This is a genomic window from Limosilactobacillus avistercoris, assembly GCF_014836425.1.
Classification (GTDB): domain Bacteria; phylum Bacillota; class Bacilli; order Lactobacillales; family Lactobacillaceae; genus Limosilactobacillus; species Limosilactobacillus agrestimuris.
In genome coordinates this window covers 1-18,142 of the sequence record NZ_JACSQW010000020.1, presented here as the reverse complement: position 1 = coordinate 18,142, position 18,142 = coordinate 1, and the positions used below count along the sequence as shown (strand labels likewise).

The 18,142-nt window shown below is 42.2% G+C and carries 17 protein-coding genes and 1 other annotated feature (1 of these 18 cut by a window edge); of the genes, 6 read left to right on the top strand and 11 right to left on the bottom strand.

Annotation, left to right across the window (positions count from 1 at the left end):
- Positions 1-206: a binding site (T-box leader), on the top strand; it begins 44 nt to the left of the window's first position.
- 85 nt (positions 207-291) lie between these two features.
- From H9564_RS07245 to H9564_RS07235, 3 genes are read left to right on the top strand one after another with little or no spacing between them, the layout of a single operon-like run.
- Positions 292-1,164 (top strand): homoserine O-acetyltransferase/O-succinyltransferase family protein, encoded by an 873-nt coding sequence (locus tag H9564_RS07245; RefSeq protein ID WP_003716192.1) that lies wholly within the window; start codon positions 292-294, stop codon positions 1,162-1,164.
- Positions 1,161-2,450 carry an O-acetylhomoserine aminocarboxypropyltransferase/cysteine synthase family protein gene (locus tag H9564_RS07240; RefSeq protein ID WP_191684839.1) on the top strand — a complete coding sequence of 430 codons (1,290 nt, stop codon included), beginning with the start codon at positions 1,161-1,163 and terminating at the stop codon, positions 2,448-2,450. The genes H9564_RS07245 and H9564_RS07240 overlap by 4 nt, the downstream gene beginning before the upstream one ends.
- A 21-nt stretch (positions 2,451-2,471) precedes the next feature.
- Positions 2,472-3,713: a homoserine dehydrogenase gene (locus H9564_RS07235; RefSeq protein WP_003716194.1), complete on the top strand. Its 1,242-nt coding sequence runs from the start codon at positions 2,472-2,474 to the stop codon at positions 3,711-3,713.
- Between the two features lie 22 nt (positions 3,714-3,735).
- Here the strand turns inward: H9564_RS07235 and H9564_RS07230 are convergent, their stop codons facing one another.
- Positions 3,736-4,482 (bottom strand): alpha/beta hydrolase family protein, encoded by a 747-nt coding sequence (locus H9564_RS07230; protein ID WP_191684838.1) that lies wholly within the window; start codon positions 4,480-4,482, stop codon positions 3,736-3,738.
- Positions 4,483-4,551: 69 nt separating this feature from the next.
- On the opposite strand from H9564_RS07230, the gene H9564_RS07225 reads away from it, so the two are divergent.
- Positions 4,552-5,304, top strand: a complete 753-nt coding sequence (locus H9564_RS07225) for an NADPH-dependent oxidoreductase (RefSeq protein WP_191684837.1) — start codon at positions 4,552-4,554, stop codon at positions 5,302-5,304.
- A 65-nt stretch (positions 5,305-5,369) separates the two neighbouring features.
- Here H9564_RS07225 and purB read toward each other — a convergent pair whose 3' ends face one another.
- The 4 genes from purB to H9564_RS07205 form a co-directional block, all read right to left on the bottom strand.
- The gene (gene purB / locus H9564_RS07220; RefSeq protein ID WP_191684836.1) at positions 5,370-6,665 is read right to left on the bottom strand and encodes an adenylosuccinate lyase; all 1,296 of its coding nucleotides are present in this window, start codon (positions 6,663-6,665) and stop codon (positions 5,370-5,372) included.
- Between the two features lie 57 nt (positions 6,666-6,722).
- Positions 6,723-7,838: a 5-(carboxyamino)imidazole ribonucleotide synthase gene (purK, locus tag H9564_RS07215; protein ID WP_003716198.1), complete on the bottom strand. Its 1,116-nt coding sequence runs from the start codon at positions 7,836-7,838 to the stop codon at positions 6,723-6,725.
- Position 7,839: 1 nt separating this feature from the next.
- Positions 7,840-8,325, bottom strand: coding sequence for a 5-(carboxyamino)imidazole ribonucleotide mutase (purE, locus tag H9564_RS07210; RefSeq protein ID WP_003716199.1), 486 nt, complete (start codon positions 8,323-8,325; stop codon positions 7,840-7,842).
- A gap of 418 nt (positions 8,326-8,743) precedes the next feature.
- Positions 8,744-9,916, bottom strand: coding sequence for an SAM-dependent methyltransferase (locus H9564_RS07205; protein ID WP_191684853.1), 1,173 nt, complete (start codon positions 9,914-9,916; stop codon positions 8,744-8,746).
- Between the two features lie 136 nt (positions 9,917-10,052).
- Here H9564_RS07205 and H9564_RS07200 point away from each other — a divergent pair, with 136 nt between their 5' ends.
- Positions 10,053-11,108: an AI-2E family transporter gene (locus H9564_RS07200; RefSeq protein ID WP_191684835.1), complete on the top strand. Its 1,056-nt coding sequence runs from the start codon at positions 10,053-10,055 to the stop codon at positions 11,106-11,108.
- A gap of 235 nt (positions 11,109-11,343) precedes the next feature.
- Entirely contained in the window at positions 11,344-11,994 is a 651-nt protein-coding gene (pyrE, locus tag H9564_RS07195; RefSeq protein WP_191684834.1) for an orotate phosphoribosyltransferase, read from the top strand.
- Between the two features lie 48 nt (positions 11,995-12,042).
- Here the strand turns inward: pyrE and H9564_RS07190 are convergent, their stop codons facing one another.
- The 6 genes from H9564_RS07190 to guaB form a co-directional block, all read right to left on the bottom strand.
- Positions 12,043-12,402, bottom strand: a complete 360-nt coding sequence (locus H9564_RS07190; RefSeq protein ID WP_191684833.1) for an AzlD domain-containing protein — start codon at positions 12,400-12,402, stop codon at positions 12,043-12,045.
- Positions 12,403-12,417: 15 nt separating this feature from the next.
- On the bottom strand, positions 12,418-13,299 hold the full coding sequence (locus H9564_RS07185; RefSeq protein ID WP_191684832.1) for an AzlC family ABC transporter permease: 882 nt from the start codon (positions 13,297-13,299) through the stop codon (positions 12,418-12,420).
- A 134-nt stretch (positions 13,300-13,433) separates the two neighbouring features.
- Positions 13,434-14,576, bottom strand: coding sequence for a sensor histidine kinase (locus tag H9564_RS07180; RefSeq protein ID WP_191684831.1), 1,143 nt, complete (start codon positions 14,574-14,576; stop codon positions 13,434-13,436).
- 27 nt (positions 14,577-14,603) lie between these two features.
- Entirely contained in the window at positions 14,604-15,293 is a 690-nt protein-coding gene (locus H9564_RS07175) for a response regulator transcription factor (protein WP_191684830.1), read from the bottom strand.
- 213 nt (positions 15,294-15,506) lie between these two features.
- Complete coding sequence (locus H9564_RS07170; RefSeq protein ID WP_191684829.1) at positions 15,507-16,544, bottom strand: LCP family protein; 1,038 nt, start codon at positions 16,542-16,544, stop codon at positions 15,507-15,509.
- A 149-nt stretch (positions 16,545-16,693) separates the two neighbouring features.
- Complete coding sequence (gene guaB / locus H9564_RS07165) at positions 16,694-17,836, bottom strand: IMP dehydrogenase (protein WP_191684828.1); 1,143 nt, start codon at positions 17,834-17,836, stop codon at positions 16,694-16,696.
- Positions 17,837-18,142: the final 306 nt, after the last annotated feature.

The window sequence follows — 18,142 nt, the reverse complement described above, 5'->3', positions numbered from 1 at the left end:
AGAGTTCTTATTTGGTGAAAGAGGATATTCGACAACGGTATGAAGATGAGCTCTGAGTCATCTAACCTGGTCATCCCGGCTAGGCTAGACGGATAGCAACCGTTACATTGCGGAGTATTCATATCTTATAATGAGTACTTAACGAGGTTGTTATTGTAAGGTAACAATAAACTCAGGGTGGTACCGCGAAAGCTTTCGTCCCATAGTTCTATTTGAACGACTGGGATGGAAGCTTTTTTTATTAAAATCTAATGTTCCTTAATCACATCATCCAGGAAAGGAGAATCAGTAATGACAGCAAACGCAAAAAATGGTTTTTTACTCAGTAGCGGTCAGTGGCAAAATCATTATCTTAACAATCCAGTATCAATCGTGGTGGTTAACCTAATGCCAACCAAAGAGATAACTGAACGCCAATTTCTTGAAAGCTTCAATCAATTAACTCAAGATGTTGAACTTACTTTTCTTTATCCAGCAACTCACCATTTCAAAAATGTTTCCTTCTCGACAATCGCTAAAGCATACGTTAGCTTAGCAGAAATTGAGAATTACTCGTTCGACGGTTTAATCATTACTGGTGCTCCCGTTGAACAGCTTGCTTTTCAGCAGGTTGATTATTGGGAAGAATTTCGCACAATCTGTGACTGGGCAGAGCGTCATACCAAGCAAAGTTTGTTAGAGTGTTGGGCTGCTCTTGGCGGTCTCTATAACGACTATCAAATTAATAAGCACCAGTTGTCGCAAAAAATTTTTGGAATCTATCAAGCAACAGGAATCAATAAGTGTAACCAATTAGCAAAGCATTTTACTAACCAGCAATTAGTCATTCCCCAATCACGCCACTCCAATCCTAGTGTTGATCCAGAGAACCTTCCCGATGATTTGCAAATTGTCGCTGAAAATAATGAAATTGGTCCCTTAATCTATCACTCCCCTGGCAAACACCGCACTTACATTACAGGCCACCCGGAATATGAAGCAGATACGCTTGCGCAGGAATATTACCGCGATCTAAAAAAGCGGCTGCCTATTCAGGAACCGCGTAATTACTTTTCTAACCGGAATACCGGTGAGATTAAATATTCATGGCGAAAATCAAGTACACAAATCTATCAAAATTGGTTAAACACATTCACACAACAGAAAGTAGGTACATTAGTATGAGTAATCAAGAACAATCACCAAAATACCATTTTGAAACCCTCCAAGTTCACGCTGGTCAAGCCGTAGACGAAACTGGTGCTCGCGCGGTACCAATCTACCAAACAACTTCTTACGTTTTCAAAGACGCTAAACAAGCCGCTGACCGCTTCTCCTTAAAAGAACCCGGCAATATCTATACCCGCCTAACCAACCCAACTACCGAAGTCGTTGATAAGCGGGTCGCAGCTCTGGAACACGGCACTGCCGGAATTACCCTTGCGACTGGTTCGGCTGCCATCACCGCGGCAATCTTAAATATCGCTCAAGAAGGTGATGAAATCGTCTCCGCAAGTACAATTTACGGTGGAACTTATGACCTGTTTGCCGTTACCCTTCCTAAACTAGGAATCAAAACTCATTTTGTCGACCCTGATAATCCCGCAAACTTTGAAAAACAGATCAACGAGCATACTAAAGCTCTTTATGTCGAAAGTATTGGGAATCCTGGAATTAACCTAGTTGACTTTAAGGCGATTGCCAAAATCGCTCATAAGCACGGGATCCTCTTTATTGTTGACAACACTTTTGGCACCCCCTACCTCGTTAAACCGCTCGACCTCGGTGCCGATGTTATCGTTCACTCAGCAACTAAATTCATTGGCGGTCACGGAACAACGATGGGTGGTGTCATTGTAGAAAACGGGAAGTTCGATTATAAGGCTAGTGGTCGCTATCCTGGCTTCACCACTCCTAATAGTCAATATGATGGCCTTGTGTTTGCCGATCTAGCACCCGCTGCGTTTACTACTAAAGTTCGGGCAGAAACCGCTCGTGACCTTGGTGCTACCATTAGTCCATTTAACTCATTCCTTCTTCTTCAAGGACTTGAATCACTCTCACTCCGGGTTGAACGTCACGTTGCTAACACCAGAAAAATTGTTAAGTTCCTTAACGATCATCCAAAAGTCGCTTGGATCAACTACCCAGAATTAGCAGATAGTCCATATAAGCCATTAGCAAATGAGTACTTCCCTCACGGTGTCGGTTCAATTTTCACCCTTGGTCTCAAGGGCGGCGAAGAAGCAGGCAAGGAGCTTATCAGCAACCTCAAGCTCTTCTCATTATTAGCAAACGTTGCCGATGCCAAGTCGCTGATTATTCATCCAGCTTCAACAACCCATGCCCAGTTAAGTCCCGAAGAATTAAAGGCCGCTGGTGTGACTCCCGATCTCATTCGGGTTTCTGTGGGAATTGAGAACGCGGATGACCTAATTGCGGATCTTGACCAAGCACTAGCAAAGATTTAGCCAAGCAAAGGAGGCCCTGTTATGCAGACAATTACGATTGGTCTTCTCGGTCTGGGAACCGTTGGCGGAGGAGTTGTGAAGCTATTACAAGAACACGCTGCTAAAATCGAGCAAACCACCAACGTTCACTTCGTCCTTAAGCGAGTAGCGGTTGCCCACCTAGATAAGCCACGAAATGTAACCCTTCCTGATGATACAATTCTTACCGATCAACTTGATGAAGTCCTTAACGATCCGGAAATTCAAGTAATCGTTGAAACAATGGGGACTATCAACCTTGCTCGTCAGGCAATTACTCAGGCAATTTACAACCACAAATCCGTAATCACTGCCAACAAGGATCTCTTGGCAATCGATGGCCCGCGCCTTGCCCAGCTTGCTAAAAGCCGTCACGTTGATTTCCTCTATGAAGCGAGCGTTGCTGGTGGGATCCCGATTCTCCGGGTACTAAGCAGCAGTCTTGCAACAGACCAGATTAGCCAAATCACCGGGATCATTAATGGAACTGCTAATTATATTCTGTCGGCAATGACCAGCAATAATGTTAGTTACGATAAAGCGTTAATGAATGCCCAGAAAAAGGGCTACGCGGAAGCAAACCCGACTAATGATGTCAAAGGGATTGATACTGCCAACAAGCTTAGTATTCTTAGCCAGTTTGCATTTGGAAAAGCACTGGATCCCAATAAACTTGGTATCCGTGGTATCGAGAACATTACTGCAGCCCAATTAGCTAGCGCAAACCATTTTGGTTACACAATTAAGCTACTAGCAATCGCTAAACGACTAGCCAACAAGCTTTACACTTTCGTTGGCCCCGCATTGATTGCGCATAACGATCCGCTCGCCCAAGTTGATGGCGTTCAAAATGCAGTTGCGGTCGAAAGCAATGCTCTTGGTTCAAGTGTTTATACTGGGCCTGGTGCTGGTGCCAAGCCTACCGCTAATAGTATTTTGAGTGATCTTGCCGCTGCAGCAAACGACATTTTAGACTATGATTGCGGGAGCGAATTTAATAATTATCACAACGAATTAGAACCCTGTAGTTTGACCACCGTTCCCCAATCATATCTGGTTACCACTTACGGGACTTCTGCTAAGCCGAATAGTACGGTTAACTGGCAAGGAGAATTTAATGGCAATAACTACTGGAGTGGCCTTACACCAGTCATTTCTCATCAAGAATTAGAGTCACTACTCAAAAGCTTCCCCAAGAGTTCAGCAGTTAGCTATTTACCAGTCTATAACACCGCTAAACTGTAAACTAAGAATCGTTTTATGGCCCTTACTCCTGAAGAAAGTTTGTCACAAGTTTAAGGATCGCTGGTTTATCTTTACCCATAAATCTGTGTCCTTCTCCCTCAATAAGGTGCAACTCACTCTTTGGCAGAATAACATTATATTTTTTGGAAGCTTCGGGTGAAACTACCGTATCCGCAAGACCGTGAATCAATAGCGCTGGTCCCATGAAGTGTTGGGCGGTTTCATAGATTGGTAGCAACTGAGCTGTTCGGAAGTACTCGCCGCTCACTGCTTCACCATGAACATCAACCGTTAACGGGATATGGTTAGGATCGTATTTAGTTCCCTGACAGGTTCCAAGTAACGCATCATCCTTTAATGTTGCGGCAGGAGCGAGAAGCACTTCCTTCGTAATAACATCCCGATAATAAGCCGCCAACATCGAAGCTACTACACCGCCTTGAGAATGACCAATCAGGTATATTTGTTGGGCTTTCATTTCTGAACGCGCAAAATCAATTATTTTCATTCCATCGCTAATTTCGCTCAGTACGGTCATATCGGTAAAGGAACCATCACTTTGACCACAACCAGCAAAATCAAACCGCAGCGTCGGAATTCCTGCTTGATTCAATTCATGAGACAAGTCGTACAAAAAATTGCCTGCTTTATAACCCCGATCGCCTTGAAAGCCGTGCATCAAAATCGCTACTCGCTTATTTTGTAATTGTTTCGTTCCCTCTAAAACTCCCCGAAGAGTGAGGCCGTCGCGTTTTACAGTCACATCCATTTTACTGACTCCTTTTACTTTGTCTTCTATTCTGTCATTTTACTATAATAGGGTAGGAGGTGCTTTAAAATGATTCATAACTTTACGACAGACCACCAGGTTAATCACCGTTCAATTCGGCAGTTTAAGGATCAATCATTAACTGCCGAACAGCTAACAACCTTGTATGAAGCGGCCCGTCACACTTCATCAAGCATGTTTCTTCAGCAATTCAGCATCCTACACTTAACCGATCCGAAAAAGCGGGCTGCGGTCCGTGAAATTTCAAAACAATCGTATGTTGGCGCTAATGGCGATCTCTTTATTTTCATTGCCGTTCTATACCGGAACCAACAAATTCGGCACCAACTCGGTAATGATGACGGTCGTCTCCACACTACGGATATTTTTATGCAAGCTGCGGAGGACGCAATTTTAGCCTTGCAAAATGCTTTAACAGCAATCGAAAGCATGGGACTTGGCGGCGTCGTTCTCGGGTCAATCAAGAACGATCCCGAAAAGCTAATTCAGGTACTCGACCTGCCTAAAATGACCTTCCCTATTCTTGGCCTCCAAGTTGGGATTCCCGACCAAGAACCACAGTTAAAGCCTCGGTTACCCCTTGATCAAATAACCTTTGATAATAATTATCCGCGTAATTTTAACATCAGTGAGCTTAAAAATTACGACCAAACAGTTACCACCTACTACGATCTCCGGGATGCTAATAAGCGCATTGATTCATTCACCAATCAAATCAATGGGCCAAAATTAAACCAGCACGAATCTAGTCGGGACAAACTGCTTCAAGCATTGCATGATCAGGGATTAGCCTTAAATTAATATTTTAAACTACTAAACAGGTTTCGATGTTCAGCAATATCGAAACCTGTTTTTCATTAATCAAATTAATCCAAGCCAACCCGCTTAAAGATATCGTCAACGTGACGGAGGTGCCAGTGATAGTCAAAGGCATCGTCAAGATCTTCTTTTGAAAGTTGCTTTTGAACTGTTGGGTCAGCCTCAAGCAATGGCCGGAACGGAATTTGTTCTGCCCAGCACTTTGCAGTATATGGTTGAATCAAATCATATGCCGCTTCACGGGTCATCCCACTGTTAACTAACTTCAAAAGAACCCGACCACTGTAAATCAAGCCAAGGGTCTTATCCATGTTCTTCTTCATTGTTTCTGGGAAGACATCTAAATTATCTAAGATGCGACCAAAGCGACGAAGCATGTAATCAATTAAGGAAGTAGAATCTGGTAAAATCATCCGCTCAGCACTGGAGTGAGAAATGTCCCGTTCATGCCAAAGAGTGACATCTTCCATCGCCGTTACAACGTTTCCGCGAAGGACACGAGCACAGCCACAGATGTTTTCTGAACCAATTGGATTCCGCTTATGAGGCATTGCGGATGACCCTTTTTGTCCCTTAGCAAAGTGTTCTTCAACTTCATGAATTTCAGTCCGTTGCAGTGACCGAATTTCAGTTGCCATATTTTCCAAGCTAGTCCCCATTAACGCAATTGCGAAAATGTATTCTGCATGAAGATCACGAGGAAGAATCTGGGTTGAAATTTCTTGAGCCCGCAATCCGAGTCGTTCACAAACATACTTTTCCACGAAAGGATCAATTTCAGCAAATGTTCCTACAGCACCAGAAATCTTCCCTGCTTCAACACCACGAGCCGCATGTTCAAACCGTTCCTTGTTCCGTTTCATTTCAGAATACCAACGGGCAGCTTTTAAGCCAAAAGTCGTTGGTTCCGCATGAACACCATGGGTCCGTCCCATGCAGACAGCGTACTTATACTTCTCAGCCATCTTCTTTAGGACTGCCATAAAGTCGTCAATATCCTTCCGAATGATATCGTTAGCTTTCTTCAGGCGAAGACCCTGAGCAGTATCAACAACGTCAGTACTGGTCATCCCGTAGTGAACCCACTTCCGCTCAGGTCCAAGCGACTTTGAAACGTCACGGGTAAAAGCAATCACATCATGGTGGGTAACCGCTTCAATTTCAGCGATTCCGTCAACGGAAAATTTTGCGTTTTTGCGAATTTTTTCCACATCTTCAGCTGGGATGTGACCAAGCTTACTCCAAGCTTCATCTGCGGCAATTTCAACTTCTAACCAACATTGGTATTGGGTTTCCAAGCTCCAAATTTTCGCCATTTCTGGACTAGTATAACGATCAATCATTAGTTAAAAATCCTCTCTAATTATTTCTCTCAGTAACAATATACCATGTTCTGGGAATTATTTATCCCAAATATGTGTATCGTCAATCTCTTTCAATGTCTTAGCAAAATCATCAGTCAAAATTGTAACATGGCCCATCTTTCGGTTATGACGAATTTCAGCCTTTCCGTAATCATGAAAATGCCAGTTCGGCTTCTTAGCAATCTCATCGCGAACTCCCGCAACGTGTTGGCCAAGGACATTGACCATCACGACATGATGAAGTAATTCAATCTTTGGCAATGGCCAATTGCAGATTGCCCGATTATGAATTGCAAACTGGGAAAAGTTGCAAGCTTCAATCGAGTAGTGGCCTGAATTATGTGGTCGTGGGGCTAGTTCATTAATGTAAATCTCACCATCATTACCGACAAACATTTCGACGCCTAAGATTCCACGTAAATCAATCGCATGAGCAATCTGAACCGCCATCTTTTGTGCTTTTTCTTGCAGCTCAGCACTAATTCGCGCGGGAACGATACTCAAATGCAAAATCTCATCATGGTGGATATTTTCAGAAACGGGGAAAACAGTTACTTCTCCATTTTCGTTTCGACCAACCATTACTGAGCATTCCAGCTTAAATGGTACCCACCCTTCAAGAATTGCATCTTTCGTTGAAAGGATTCCTGCACATTTTTCGAGATCATCATCACTTAGCAAAACTTCTTGACCATGACCATCATAGCCGCCTTCACAAGTCTTCAAAACCGCTGGGTAACCAATTTTCTTAATAGCTTGTTCAAGATCATCACGATTCTTCACTGCCATAAACGGAGCAGTCTTTAATCCCGCATCGCGTAAAAAGCTCTTCTCACGGATCCGGTTTTTAGTGGTGTATAGCAAATTGGTTCCTTGGGGAATGTAAACCCGATCAGCAACGTCCCGTAAGGCATTCAGGTCGACATTTTCAAATTCGTAGGTTAAAACATCTGACCGGCGAGCTAGTTCTTCAATTGCCTTTACATCTGCATATTCCGCAACTATCTGTTCATCAGCAACCTGACCAGCCGGACAAGCGGGGGTGGGATCAAGTACAATCACCTTCATCCCCGTATACTTAGCATCCAAGGCCATCATTTGACCCAACTGACCGCCACCAATAATACCAATCGTTTGTCCCTGTTGAATCATCCTAGTCAAGGTGAGCACCGCTTTCTACTGATTGATCATGCATTTGCTTCCGGTAATCAAGAATCTGTTGTTGAATTGCTGGATCATTAATTCCAAGGATTTGGAGTGCTAATAAGGCCGCATTCTTCGCTCCTGCTACCCCAATTGCTTGAGTAGCAACTGGAATTCCCGCTGGCATTTGAACGATGGATAAAAGTGAATCCATTCCGCCAAGCGCTTTTGTTTGACCTGGAATCCCGATTACCGGTAACGGAGTATTTGCTGCAATCATTCCTGGCAAATGGGCGGCACCACCCGCACAGGCAATGATTACTTTCGTTCCCTTTTCCACAGCATTTTGAGCAAACGCGAACATTTCGTTTGGCATCCGGTGAGCGGAAATAACATTCTTTTCATAGTCTACGCCAAACTGATCAAGGATCTTGCAGCCTTCCTTAACAGTTGGCCAGTCTGATTTACTACCCATTACAACACTGATCGCACTCATAATTGGACCTCCTTAAAAACTGCTTTAAGGATACCAAATAGTTGTGTTAAATACAACTATTTTACGAACTAAATATTATTTTAAAGATTAATAGTTCGTGTATATAGGGGGTAAAAAATAATCTGGTAAAGAATATTAACGTTCTTTGCCAGATTATTTTAGTTGGTATGCGCTAGCTTGAGCTAACTTCTACTGCAGCGTAGCCAAGATCTGCTCGCCGTGACCGCAACTTCCGCCTGGGGTTATAGACAACATAGCTAAGACGCGCTCAGCCTAATTTCCCTTGAGCGTTCTAGGCAACACGGTCAAAACGTGTTCGCCAGGGACTTACTAGAGTTAGCAACCTCCCTCCTAGGCGCTAGTCGCCTTCGTCGGGAGAAATTGCTAACTTTCCGTAAGTCCTTTGCTGGCTCACACTCTAGTATATATAATCCCTCGTCATTGGAAGATTCTTACCGGAAGCACCTTTAGTAATAAGGTATTGAATAACATCAATATTACCGGATTCGAAAGAAGCAGCACAGGCTTGGAGATAGAGATCCCACATCCGGGTGAACCGATCGCCCATCATGTCTTCAATTTGGGAACGGTGGGCATTGAAATTCATGTCCCAAATTTCCAAAGTCCGTTGGTAATGACGACGAAGCATTTCAACATCAGCGATTTGCATGTTGTTTTCAACAATGTGATCAACCATTTCACTAAGACCAGGAACATAGCCACCTGGGAAGATGTACTTGTTGATCCAACCATTGTATGCACCGCCTTGTTGACGGGTGATCCCGTGGACTAAGGCTACACCATCACTAGTAAGGTACTTGTAAATATCCTTGAAGTATAAGCCAAGGTTTTCCTTACCAACGTGTTCGAACATCCCTACAGAAGTAATGTAGTCCCACTTCCGGTCACCAAGTTCACGGTAATCAACTAATAATACTTCAGCAACATCTTCAAGGCCTTCATCCTTAATCCGCTTTTGAACAAGGTTGAATTGTTCTTCACTTAAGGTAACCCCGGTAACGCGTAGGCCATATTCCTTAGCAGCAGTGAGCATTAGAGTACCCCAACCACAACCAATATCAAGCAAGGTCTTGCCTGGCTTTGGATCAAGCTTCTTTAAAATGTGGTGAACTTTGTCAATTTGTGCCTTAGTCAAATCGTCACGGTTGCCATGATCGAAGTATGCACAGGAGTAAGTCAAAGTATCATCAAGCCATAACTTATAGAAGTCGTTACCAACATCATAGTGGCTTTGAACGTCGCTTTCACTTTCCTTTTCAGAGTGCCCTTGCTTTGGTAGAAACTTCCGGAACTTAGAATTGCGCATAAAGCTACCGGCACTTTCATAAGCAGCGGTAATGAGCTTTTGAATACTGCCGTCAATTTCAATTTTGCCGTCCATGTATGCTTCCCCAAGGGCAATGGAGGCGTTCTTTGTAACATCACGAATAGGAATCTTTTCCTTGAAGGTAATTGTTACTTCTGGTTCACCTTCACCATAAACTGCACTCTTGCCGTCCCAGTAAACAACCTTAACTGGAATGTTGAATGCGTGGCTTAACAGTGACTTATAGAACGTCTTTTCTAACATTTCTACGAATCCCTCTTTCAAAAAGTATGAGATCATTATAACACTCCCAGGCAAAATACAGTGATAATAATGTTCCGACCATTGATTATTTGCTAAGATGGGGGTAACTACAGCATAAAGCAGAGGAGGAAATATAATGACTGATGCTTGGCACCGTTTCATTGCCAACGTTAAGTTACGTCGCTTCGTGGTTCTAGCACTACTTATTTTCGTACTATGGCTTCTTCGTTCGCTGATGAACTTAATTCTTTTTACGTTTGTCCTAACATTCATTGTCGTTAGCTGGGTTCGGTGGGTCCAACGCCACATTCCTAAGTTATCGACAACCCTTACCGTAATCGTTACGTATATTGTTTTAATTGCGGCAATTTATATTGGCATCACCCGCTACCTCCCGGTTTTAGTTAACCAGGTTATTAAAATGGTTAATTCCGTGGTTAAATTTTATAGTTCACGTCAAGGAACTGAAATCATGCACTACGTTAACCACTATGTCAGTTGGAGCACAATCATGTCGCAAGCAAAGCATGGAGTAACCATCGCCGTAAGTACTCTAACTAGTATCGGCTCAATGACGGTTACCTTCTTAATGTCATTTATCCTTAGTTTCTTCTATAGTCTTGAACTAAACCAGATGAATGAATTTACCCGAACATTTCTTGATAGCGACTTCGGCTGGTTTTTCAGCGACATTGATTACTTCGGCAAGAAATTTGTGAATACTTTTGGGGGGGTCTTGGAGGCTCAACTCTTCATTGCCCTCTGTAACACAGTAATTACAACGATCTGTCTTTTATTCATGCACATGCCCCAAATCTTCGCCCTCGCTTTAATGGTATTCATCTTTAGTTTAATACCAGTCGCCGGGGTAATTATTTCACTAATTCCCCTTTCAATGGTTGCTTATTCCGTTGGCGGAATTCGGGATGTTATCTACATCATCATTATGATTTGTGTAATTCACGCTTTAGAAGCATATGTCTTAAACCCCAAGTTTATGTCCAGTAAGACCGAGTTACCAATCTTCTATACCTTTATCGTGTTACTAGTTGCGGAACATTTCTTTGGCACGTGGGGATTAATTGTTGGGGTCCCAATTTTCACCTTTCTCTTGGACATTCTCGGTGTTAAACAAATCAAGAAAAAATCAATTTCTCTCAAACATCACCACCAAGGAGAAGTTAAAAATTAATTTTAGTCTTGACATTCCCTAGTCAGCCGTCTATTATTATGAGCAACGAAATACCTTTAACTTAGTCCAGAGAGGCTAGGAAGGATTTAATTGAACGCAATAAGTATCGATCCACCTTTCTAGTCCATTACTAGAAAGGTTTTCTTTTTATGTAATGGGCAGCAGGGGACCCGGCGTCAATTATTTCAACTAGGTATTTTTGAATATTTTTTGATTCACCTAGGAGGAAATACTAATGACATATTCACAACGTGTTGCTCAAGCCTTATTAGACATTAATGCAGTTACCCTTAGCCCAGAAAAGCCATTTACCTGGGCTAGTGGAATGAAGTCACCAATTTATACCGATAACCGTCTTACAATCTCCTTCCCCGATGTTCGCCAGGCAATCGTTAACGGGATGGAAGAACAAATCAAGCTGCATTTTGGTGACGTGGATGTAATCGCCGGAACAGCAACGGCTGGGATCCCTCATGCCACTGGTGTTGCCCAACAAATGGGGCTTCCAATGGTTTATGTTCGGACTAAGCCAAAGGATCATGGCGAAGGGAAACAAGTAGAAGGAATTCTTCAACCAGGAGAAAAAGTTGTCGTTATTGATGACCTAATTTCAACTGGCGGTAGCGTTTTGAATGCTGTTCACGCGATCGAAAACGAAGGTGCAGAGGTCATTGGGGTAGTTTCCATCTTTACTTACCAGCTCCAAGCCGCTGAACAAAACTTCATGGCTAATGGTCTCCAATACTACTCGGTAACAAACTACAGTACCTTGGTAAACCTTGCAAAGGTAAACGGCCTTATTAGCGATGACCACTTGAAGTCACTTCAAGAATGGCGGGAAGATCCGATGAAATGGAGTAACCAACACAAACTGTTAGCAATGTAAAAATAGTAAAGAGGACTGACGATAATATCGTCAGTCCTCTTTACTATTTTAGAGCACCATATTTAAGAGCCAAACACCAATCAGACCTCCAATAACTGAAATTGACATTGAACGGGTAAAGTAAGCAATTACCATTACAATCACTGCAGCGATAATTTGGTCTGGGTGATCATAGGGAACAAAATGATAACCCTTAGTGGTGATAAAGATGTTTTTTATTACTAAAGCTGTAAATAGGCTAATTGGTACATATTTCATCCACTCATTAAACCATTCGGGAATCTTCCGCGAGGAGAAGAAGTGAATTGGAAAGTACCGTGGAATAAATGCCGCAAATGCCGCGAAAATAATCACAACGATGTGGTAAAGAATTTGGTTACTACCGATTTGAGATACTATAAATTCCATACTACTAGTCTCCCATTAATCATGCTGACTTGATTCAGGTGACTGTGAATCAGTCGACCGTTTCTTTGCTTCTTCTGCTTTTTCTTCAAGAAGGTGTTGTTCTTCTGCTTCCTGATCCTCAACCGTAATTCGGGTTGCCCGTGGACGGAAAAGCTTTGAAAGAAACCAATTCTCGTTTGGCTTCTTTGAATACTTCCGTACCGTATTTTCAATTAAGAACCCAACAAACGAAGCGATTAACGTAGCAATCACAACACCAATGATGCTGTGCGTGATTACCATGAAGAAGACGGCCAGAACCGCTGAAAGTAAGCAAATAATAAGTGTAAGGTGACTACGCATCTGCATAACAATCATGTAAATAAAGAGCGCAGTCAAAGCAAAATCAACGACTTCAAGATTAATTGAAATTGTACTTCCAATTAGTCCCCCAACCATGTTAGAAACCGACCAAGAAATCAATGAGTAATGCTCAACTAGCAATGCATCCTTAGGTTTCCATTTTTTATCAGTTGCAAATTTTAAATAGTTAACGGCATAATTCTCGTCATTCATTGACACAGCAAACAACCAAATGAAATGCTGCGATTCGGATTTGATATATTTCGAAAGACTTGAGCCGAGTAAAGCATACCGCAATTCTAGAAAGAACAGGGTTACGAAGATCGAAGTTAGCGGCGCGTGAATCGTTAACAGGGACGCCAGAATGAACTGGGCACCACCAGAAAAAACAACGATCGAGACGATTAACGTCATAATAAAGTTAAAACCCGCAGCATGCAATAAAATACCACAAGCCAATCCAATCGGGATATAACTCAAACAAAGTGGCATTGCAATGCCTAAAACTTCTAGCCAACGTGCTTTTTCGGGATTAATTTGTTGCGCTTTAGCCACAGAATTTCCTCCAATAAAATGTGCTAATTAACTCCATAGTGAGCCAATATAACCATTCTTCAGTTTAACACATTCAAAATCAACTGAATATAAAAACATCAGGATTTAATTCATAAGTCCTGATGTTTTTGCTATTAATTCTTTTTTTCAGTTTGTTCCTGCTTTAGGGGCAAACTAACGATAAAGCTTGTTTCATCAGCATTTGACGTTGCTCGAACATCCCCATGGTGAAGATCAACAATACTTTTCACGATTGCCAAGCCTAATCCTGTACCACCCGTTGCCCGAGAGCGTGAACCCTCAGCACGATAGAATCGCTCAAACAAGTGATCAATTGACTTAGCCGGAATCGGTGTCCCATCGTTACTAACTTTCACCACAACCCGATCCCTTTCTTGACGAGCAGTGATCCTAATGTAGCTAGCACCATTACCATATTTCAAGGCATTTGCGACCAGGTTACTAAATACCCGACCAAGTTTCTCGGGATCGGCTTCGATCATCAGTGGACTAGGTTCGACAGATGATGTGATTTCAATTCCCTTATGTTGGGCTTCTAGCTCAAAACTCGCTGTTAGTTGTTCTAGGAGCTGGTTAAGATCGATCTTCATAATATTAACCGGGCTCCCATGCTGTTGAACCTTGGTGTATTCAAAGAGATCCTCGACCAGGTTCTTCATTTGCTTGGCTTTCTCGTAAGCAATATGGGTGTACTTAAGAATATCCTCTTCACTTCGGTATTGCTTGTCCTCAATCAAGCCCAAATACCCAATAATACTCGTTAATGGCGTTCGCAGATCATGACTAACATTTGTAATGAGCTCGTCCTTAGACTTTTCAATCTTCCGTTCGTCGTCCATCGACTGAACAGCGCTATCAACTAAGGCATTAACACTAGTGATCACGTGTTGTTCGCTTCCCTTTAACCGAAAAGGAATTCGGTGATCGAGGTGTCCTTGAGCAATATAATGTAATTCCCGAATAATATGGTTCATCTGGTATAAATGATACCGCCGGCGCAACCGCCACCAAACTACCCAGATATCAATTACGATTAAAATTGCAATCAAAATCCTCTGATAGCTCCAGATTTGAGTCTGCATCGGGCCGATTCGCATTGATTGCTTAATCATAAAGATTCCGTTATTAATTCCTGGATTACTCTGGATAATATCTTGAGCAATTATGATAATCGCCATATTCAATAAAATCAGCAGGATTACCGTAATAACCCCTTCCAGAATTAATGAACTTTTCTCCCGTCCCGTTAACTTCAATGTGTCTCCTCCGTGACCTCACAAGTTCTAGTGGTTTTCAACCTTGTAACCAACACCCCAAACGGTTTGAATAACCTTCTCGCCATTAGTTGCTTCTTCAATCTTATCCCGGAGGTGACTAACGTGAACCATTACCGTCTTTGCGGAAACGACACTTTCCTGTTGCCATACCCGTTCAAAAATGTCATCTGCAGAAAATACACGGTTAGGGTGACTAGCCAGGAGATAAAGGATCCCAAATTCTAGGGCGGTCAATTGGATAGTATCACCCTTAATCGTCTTTACTTCGTGGGAGTCCTTATTAATTGTCAGCGGGCCAACATTTAAAATATCTGGAGTATCATTCGTTACTTCACCCTGACTCCGCCGCAAAAGTGACTTCACCCGTGCCATCACTTCAAGTGGGTTAAATGGCTTCGTAACGTAATCATCGGCCCCACTAATTAGCCCTTGGATCTTATCCATATCTGCAGTCTTCGCAGAAAGAACCAGGATTGGAATATCCGAATCCTTCCGTACCTGCTTGATTACTTGCATTCCATCCATTTCGGGCATCATTAAATCAAGAATTATTAACCCAATATCAGGGTTAGTATTTAACTTTGTCAAGGCTTCTTTACCGTCATATGCGGTAATTGGCTCGTAGCCTTCGTTGCGAATATAAATTTCTAACAATTGAACGATTTCTTTATCGTCATCGACTACCAATATCTTCATTTTGTCCACCCCTTGAATTTTTTCTTACTAACTTACTATTATAAGCGTTTCCCGATTTCAACGGTGCTATTTCCCAGAATAGTTTAAAGAAATTTATAATGAACAAAATAAGCTAGTAAATTAGGCCCCATAAGTCGAAAGCTATTAATAATAAATAAAGGCTGAAAAAAACAAACCGTTTTTTCCAGCCTCTTCATCTTTAATTATTAAAATCTATTCTCCGGAATCAAGACTAACAGGATCGAGGCCAAGATTCTTTCGCAATGTATTTGAAACCCGTTGACGTTCATTATAGGAAACATCTTGGAAGGATTGACCATCAGAATCATCATCAGTCCCTTGAGCGTGCCCCTGCTGAATATTTTTCGTTGCTTTTCGGTAAGACTTTGCAAGGGTTATCATATCGTTAAAAGTTAGATCGGTTTTGGCATTCTTCGAAATTGTCTTCAAGAATTTTTGGTTAAGAACCGTCTTATAAGATGCGGACTTCTTTAATAGCGCCATAATTACCATCTTCTGCCGTTGTTGACGTCCATAATCCCCTTGTGGATCATCGTACCGCATTCGGCAGAATTTCAAGGCCTTTGTCCCGTTCATGTGTTCAGGAACGCCCTTGGTAAATGAATACCCTTCATAAGTAAAGGTCAGCGGTGAAGTAACTGTTACTCCCCCCACTTGGTTAATTGCTTGTTTCATCCCCGCCATATTTACTAAGGCATAGAAATCAATCGGGATATTGAAATACTTCTGGACAGTGTTGATCGTTTCCTTAGTACCACCATATGCATACGCCGCATTAATCTTTGCTGGTGATTCATCAGCGTAATCCGGCAAGTTTACCTTCATATCTCGCGGAATACTCATTAAAGTTGTTTTCTTGGTCTGTGGATTGATCGTCATTACCATGATCGTATCCGTCCGGCCCTTATAAGTTCGCCCAAGATCACCAGTATCAGTCCCTAATAAGAGGATCGAAACCGGCCGTTTTTGAGCAAGAACTTTTTGGGCATTCCGCTTCTTATTTGCTCCTGATGAAGTAAACATCTGGTCACTCGTCTGTTTTGCATTAAACCAGGCAAGGCCACCAAAAATGATGGCAATAACTAACAGTACAAGGATAATGATCCAAAAAGCTTTTTTACCCCAGTGACGCCGCGGTCCATTACCATTACCCCGGTTATTGCCATTATGGATTTGCCGTTGATACTCAGCACGAGTTAACGGAAATTCATTATCTGATTGACTATCCATACTTTTCTCCCCAACTTAATTGTTTTCAAAATTATAAATCGATTCTAACACGATCACCAACTGAAAACACTTTTTACTAATAATTTTTCCACACAAAAAGGTCCCAAAACTCAGAAAACTGAACTCTAGAACCTTCTTTTGTTTATTTTTTACTTATAATTTGGAGCTGCCTTGGTAATTTGAACATCATGTGGGTGAGATTCACGAAGACCAGCGTTGGTAATTTGAACAAATTGGGCATTTTCAATCATAGTTGGGATATCGGGAGCACCAACATAGCCCATTCCTGAACGAAGACCACCATCAATTTGGAAGAGGACATCTGCAACGTCACCCTTGTATGGGACACGAGCTTCAATTCCTTCTGGAACCAACTTGTTAGCTTCGTTAACGCCACCTTGGAAGTACCGGTCTGAAGAACCATGAGCTTGAGCCATTGCCCCAACAGAACCCATTCCACGGTAAGCCTTGTACTTCTTTCCATTATCTTCGTAAACATCACCAGGTGCTTCAGTAGTACCAGATAACATTCCACCAAGCATAACGGCATTTCCACCAGCTGCAAGAGCCTTAACAACATCACCAGAGTACTTAATTCCCCCATCAGCAATGATTGGCTTACCATATTCACGGGCTACTTGAGCGGCATCATAAATGGCAGTAATTTGGGGAACACCGACACCAGCAACAACCCGAGTAGTACAAATGGAACCAGGTCCAATACCTACCTTAACAACATCAACCCCAGCATCATAAAGAGCTTTTGTAGCTGATGCTGTAGCAACATTTCCGGCAATTAAAGTTACATCTGGGAAGTGATCGCGGATTTCCTTAATCTTCCGTAAAACACCAGCAGAATGACCGTGGGCAGTGTCAATTACGATTGCATCTGCACCAGCGTCCAATAATGCTTGGGCCCGTTCAAATGTATCACTAGTCACACCTACAGCAGCGGCACAAAGTAAACGGTGTTGGTCATCGACTGCAGCCTTAGTTGCACTTGCAGGAACAACAACGCTCTTAACGTTGGCAACTTCCCCTGCTTGGGCTTGGATGGACATGTTCTTATGAACAACCCCAAGTCCACCCTGTAATGCCATCGCAATTGCCATTGCTCCTTCAGTAACAGTATCCATTCCGGCACTAATAATCGGAATATTTAACTTAATGTTATCTGCTAACTTTGTACTAAGGTCAACCTCATTTGGTAAAACGTGACTTTCTGCAGGAATCAGAAGGACATCATCGAACGTTAAACCCTTCTTGACAAACTTAGTATCCCAATTTGACATGTGACTAGACACTCCTTTTTCGAATTTAGATTAGGTATACTTTACTAGCTATCATTCGAAAAATCAACAAAATATTTAAAATATCCCTAAATTTAGTGACTATTTTTCGTAATTCAAGAACATTATCGAATATTAGCCGATAAATAAACGGCTTTTTGTAAAAAGTTCGGTGATTGTTTAATGTTATCATTTGTTTTATTTAAAATATCCGGCTTCTTTCTAAACAAAAAGAGGCTGGGAAAAAACTCTCAGTCCAAAATGAAAGCCGGACGATGAATCAAATCTTGGTTCATCGTCCGGCTTCTT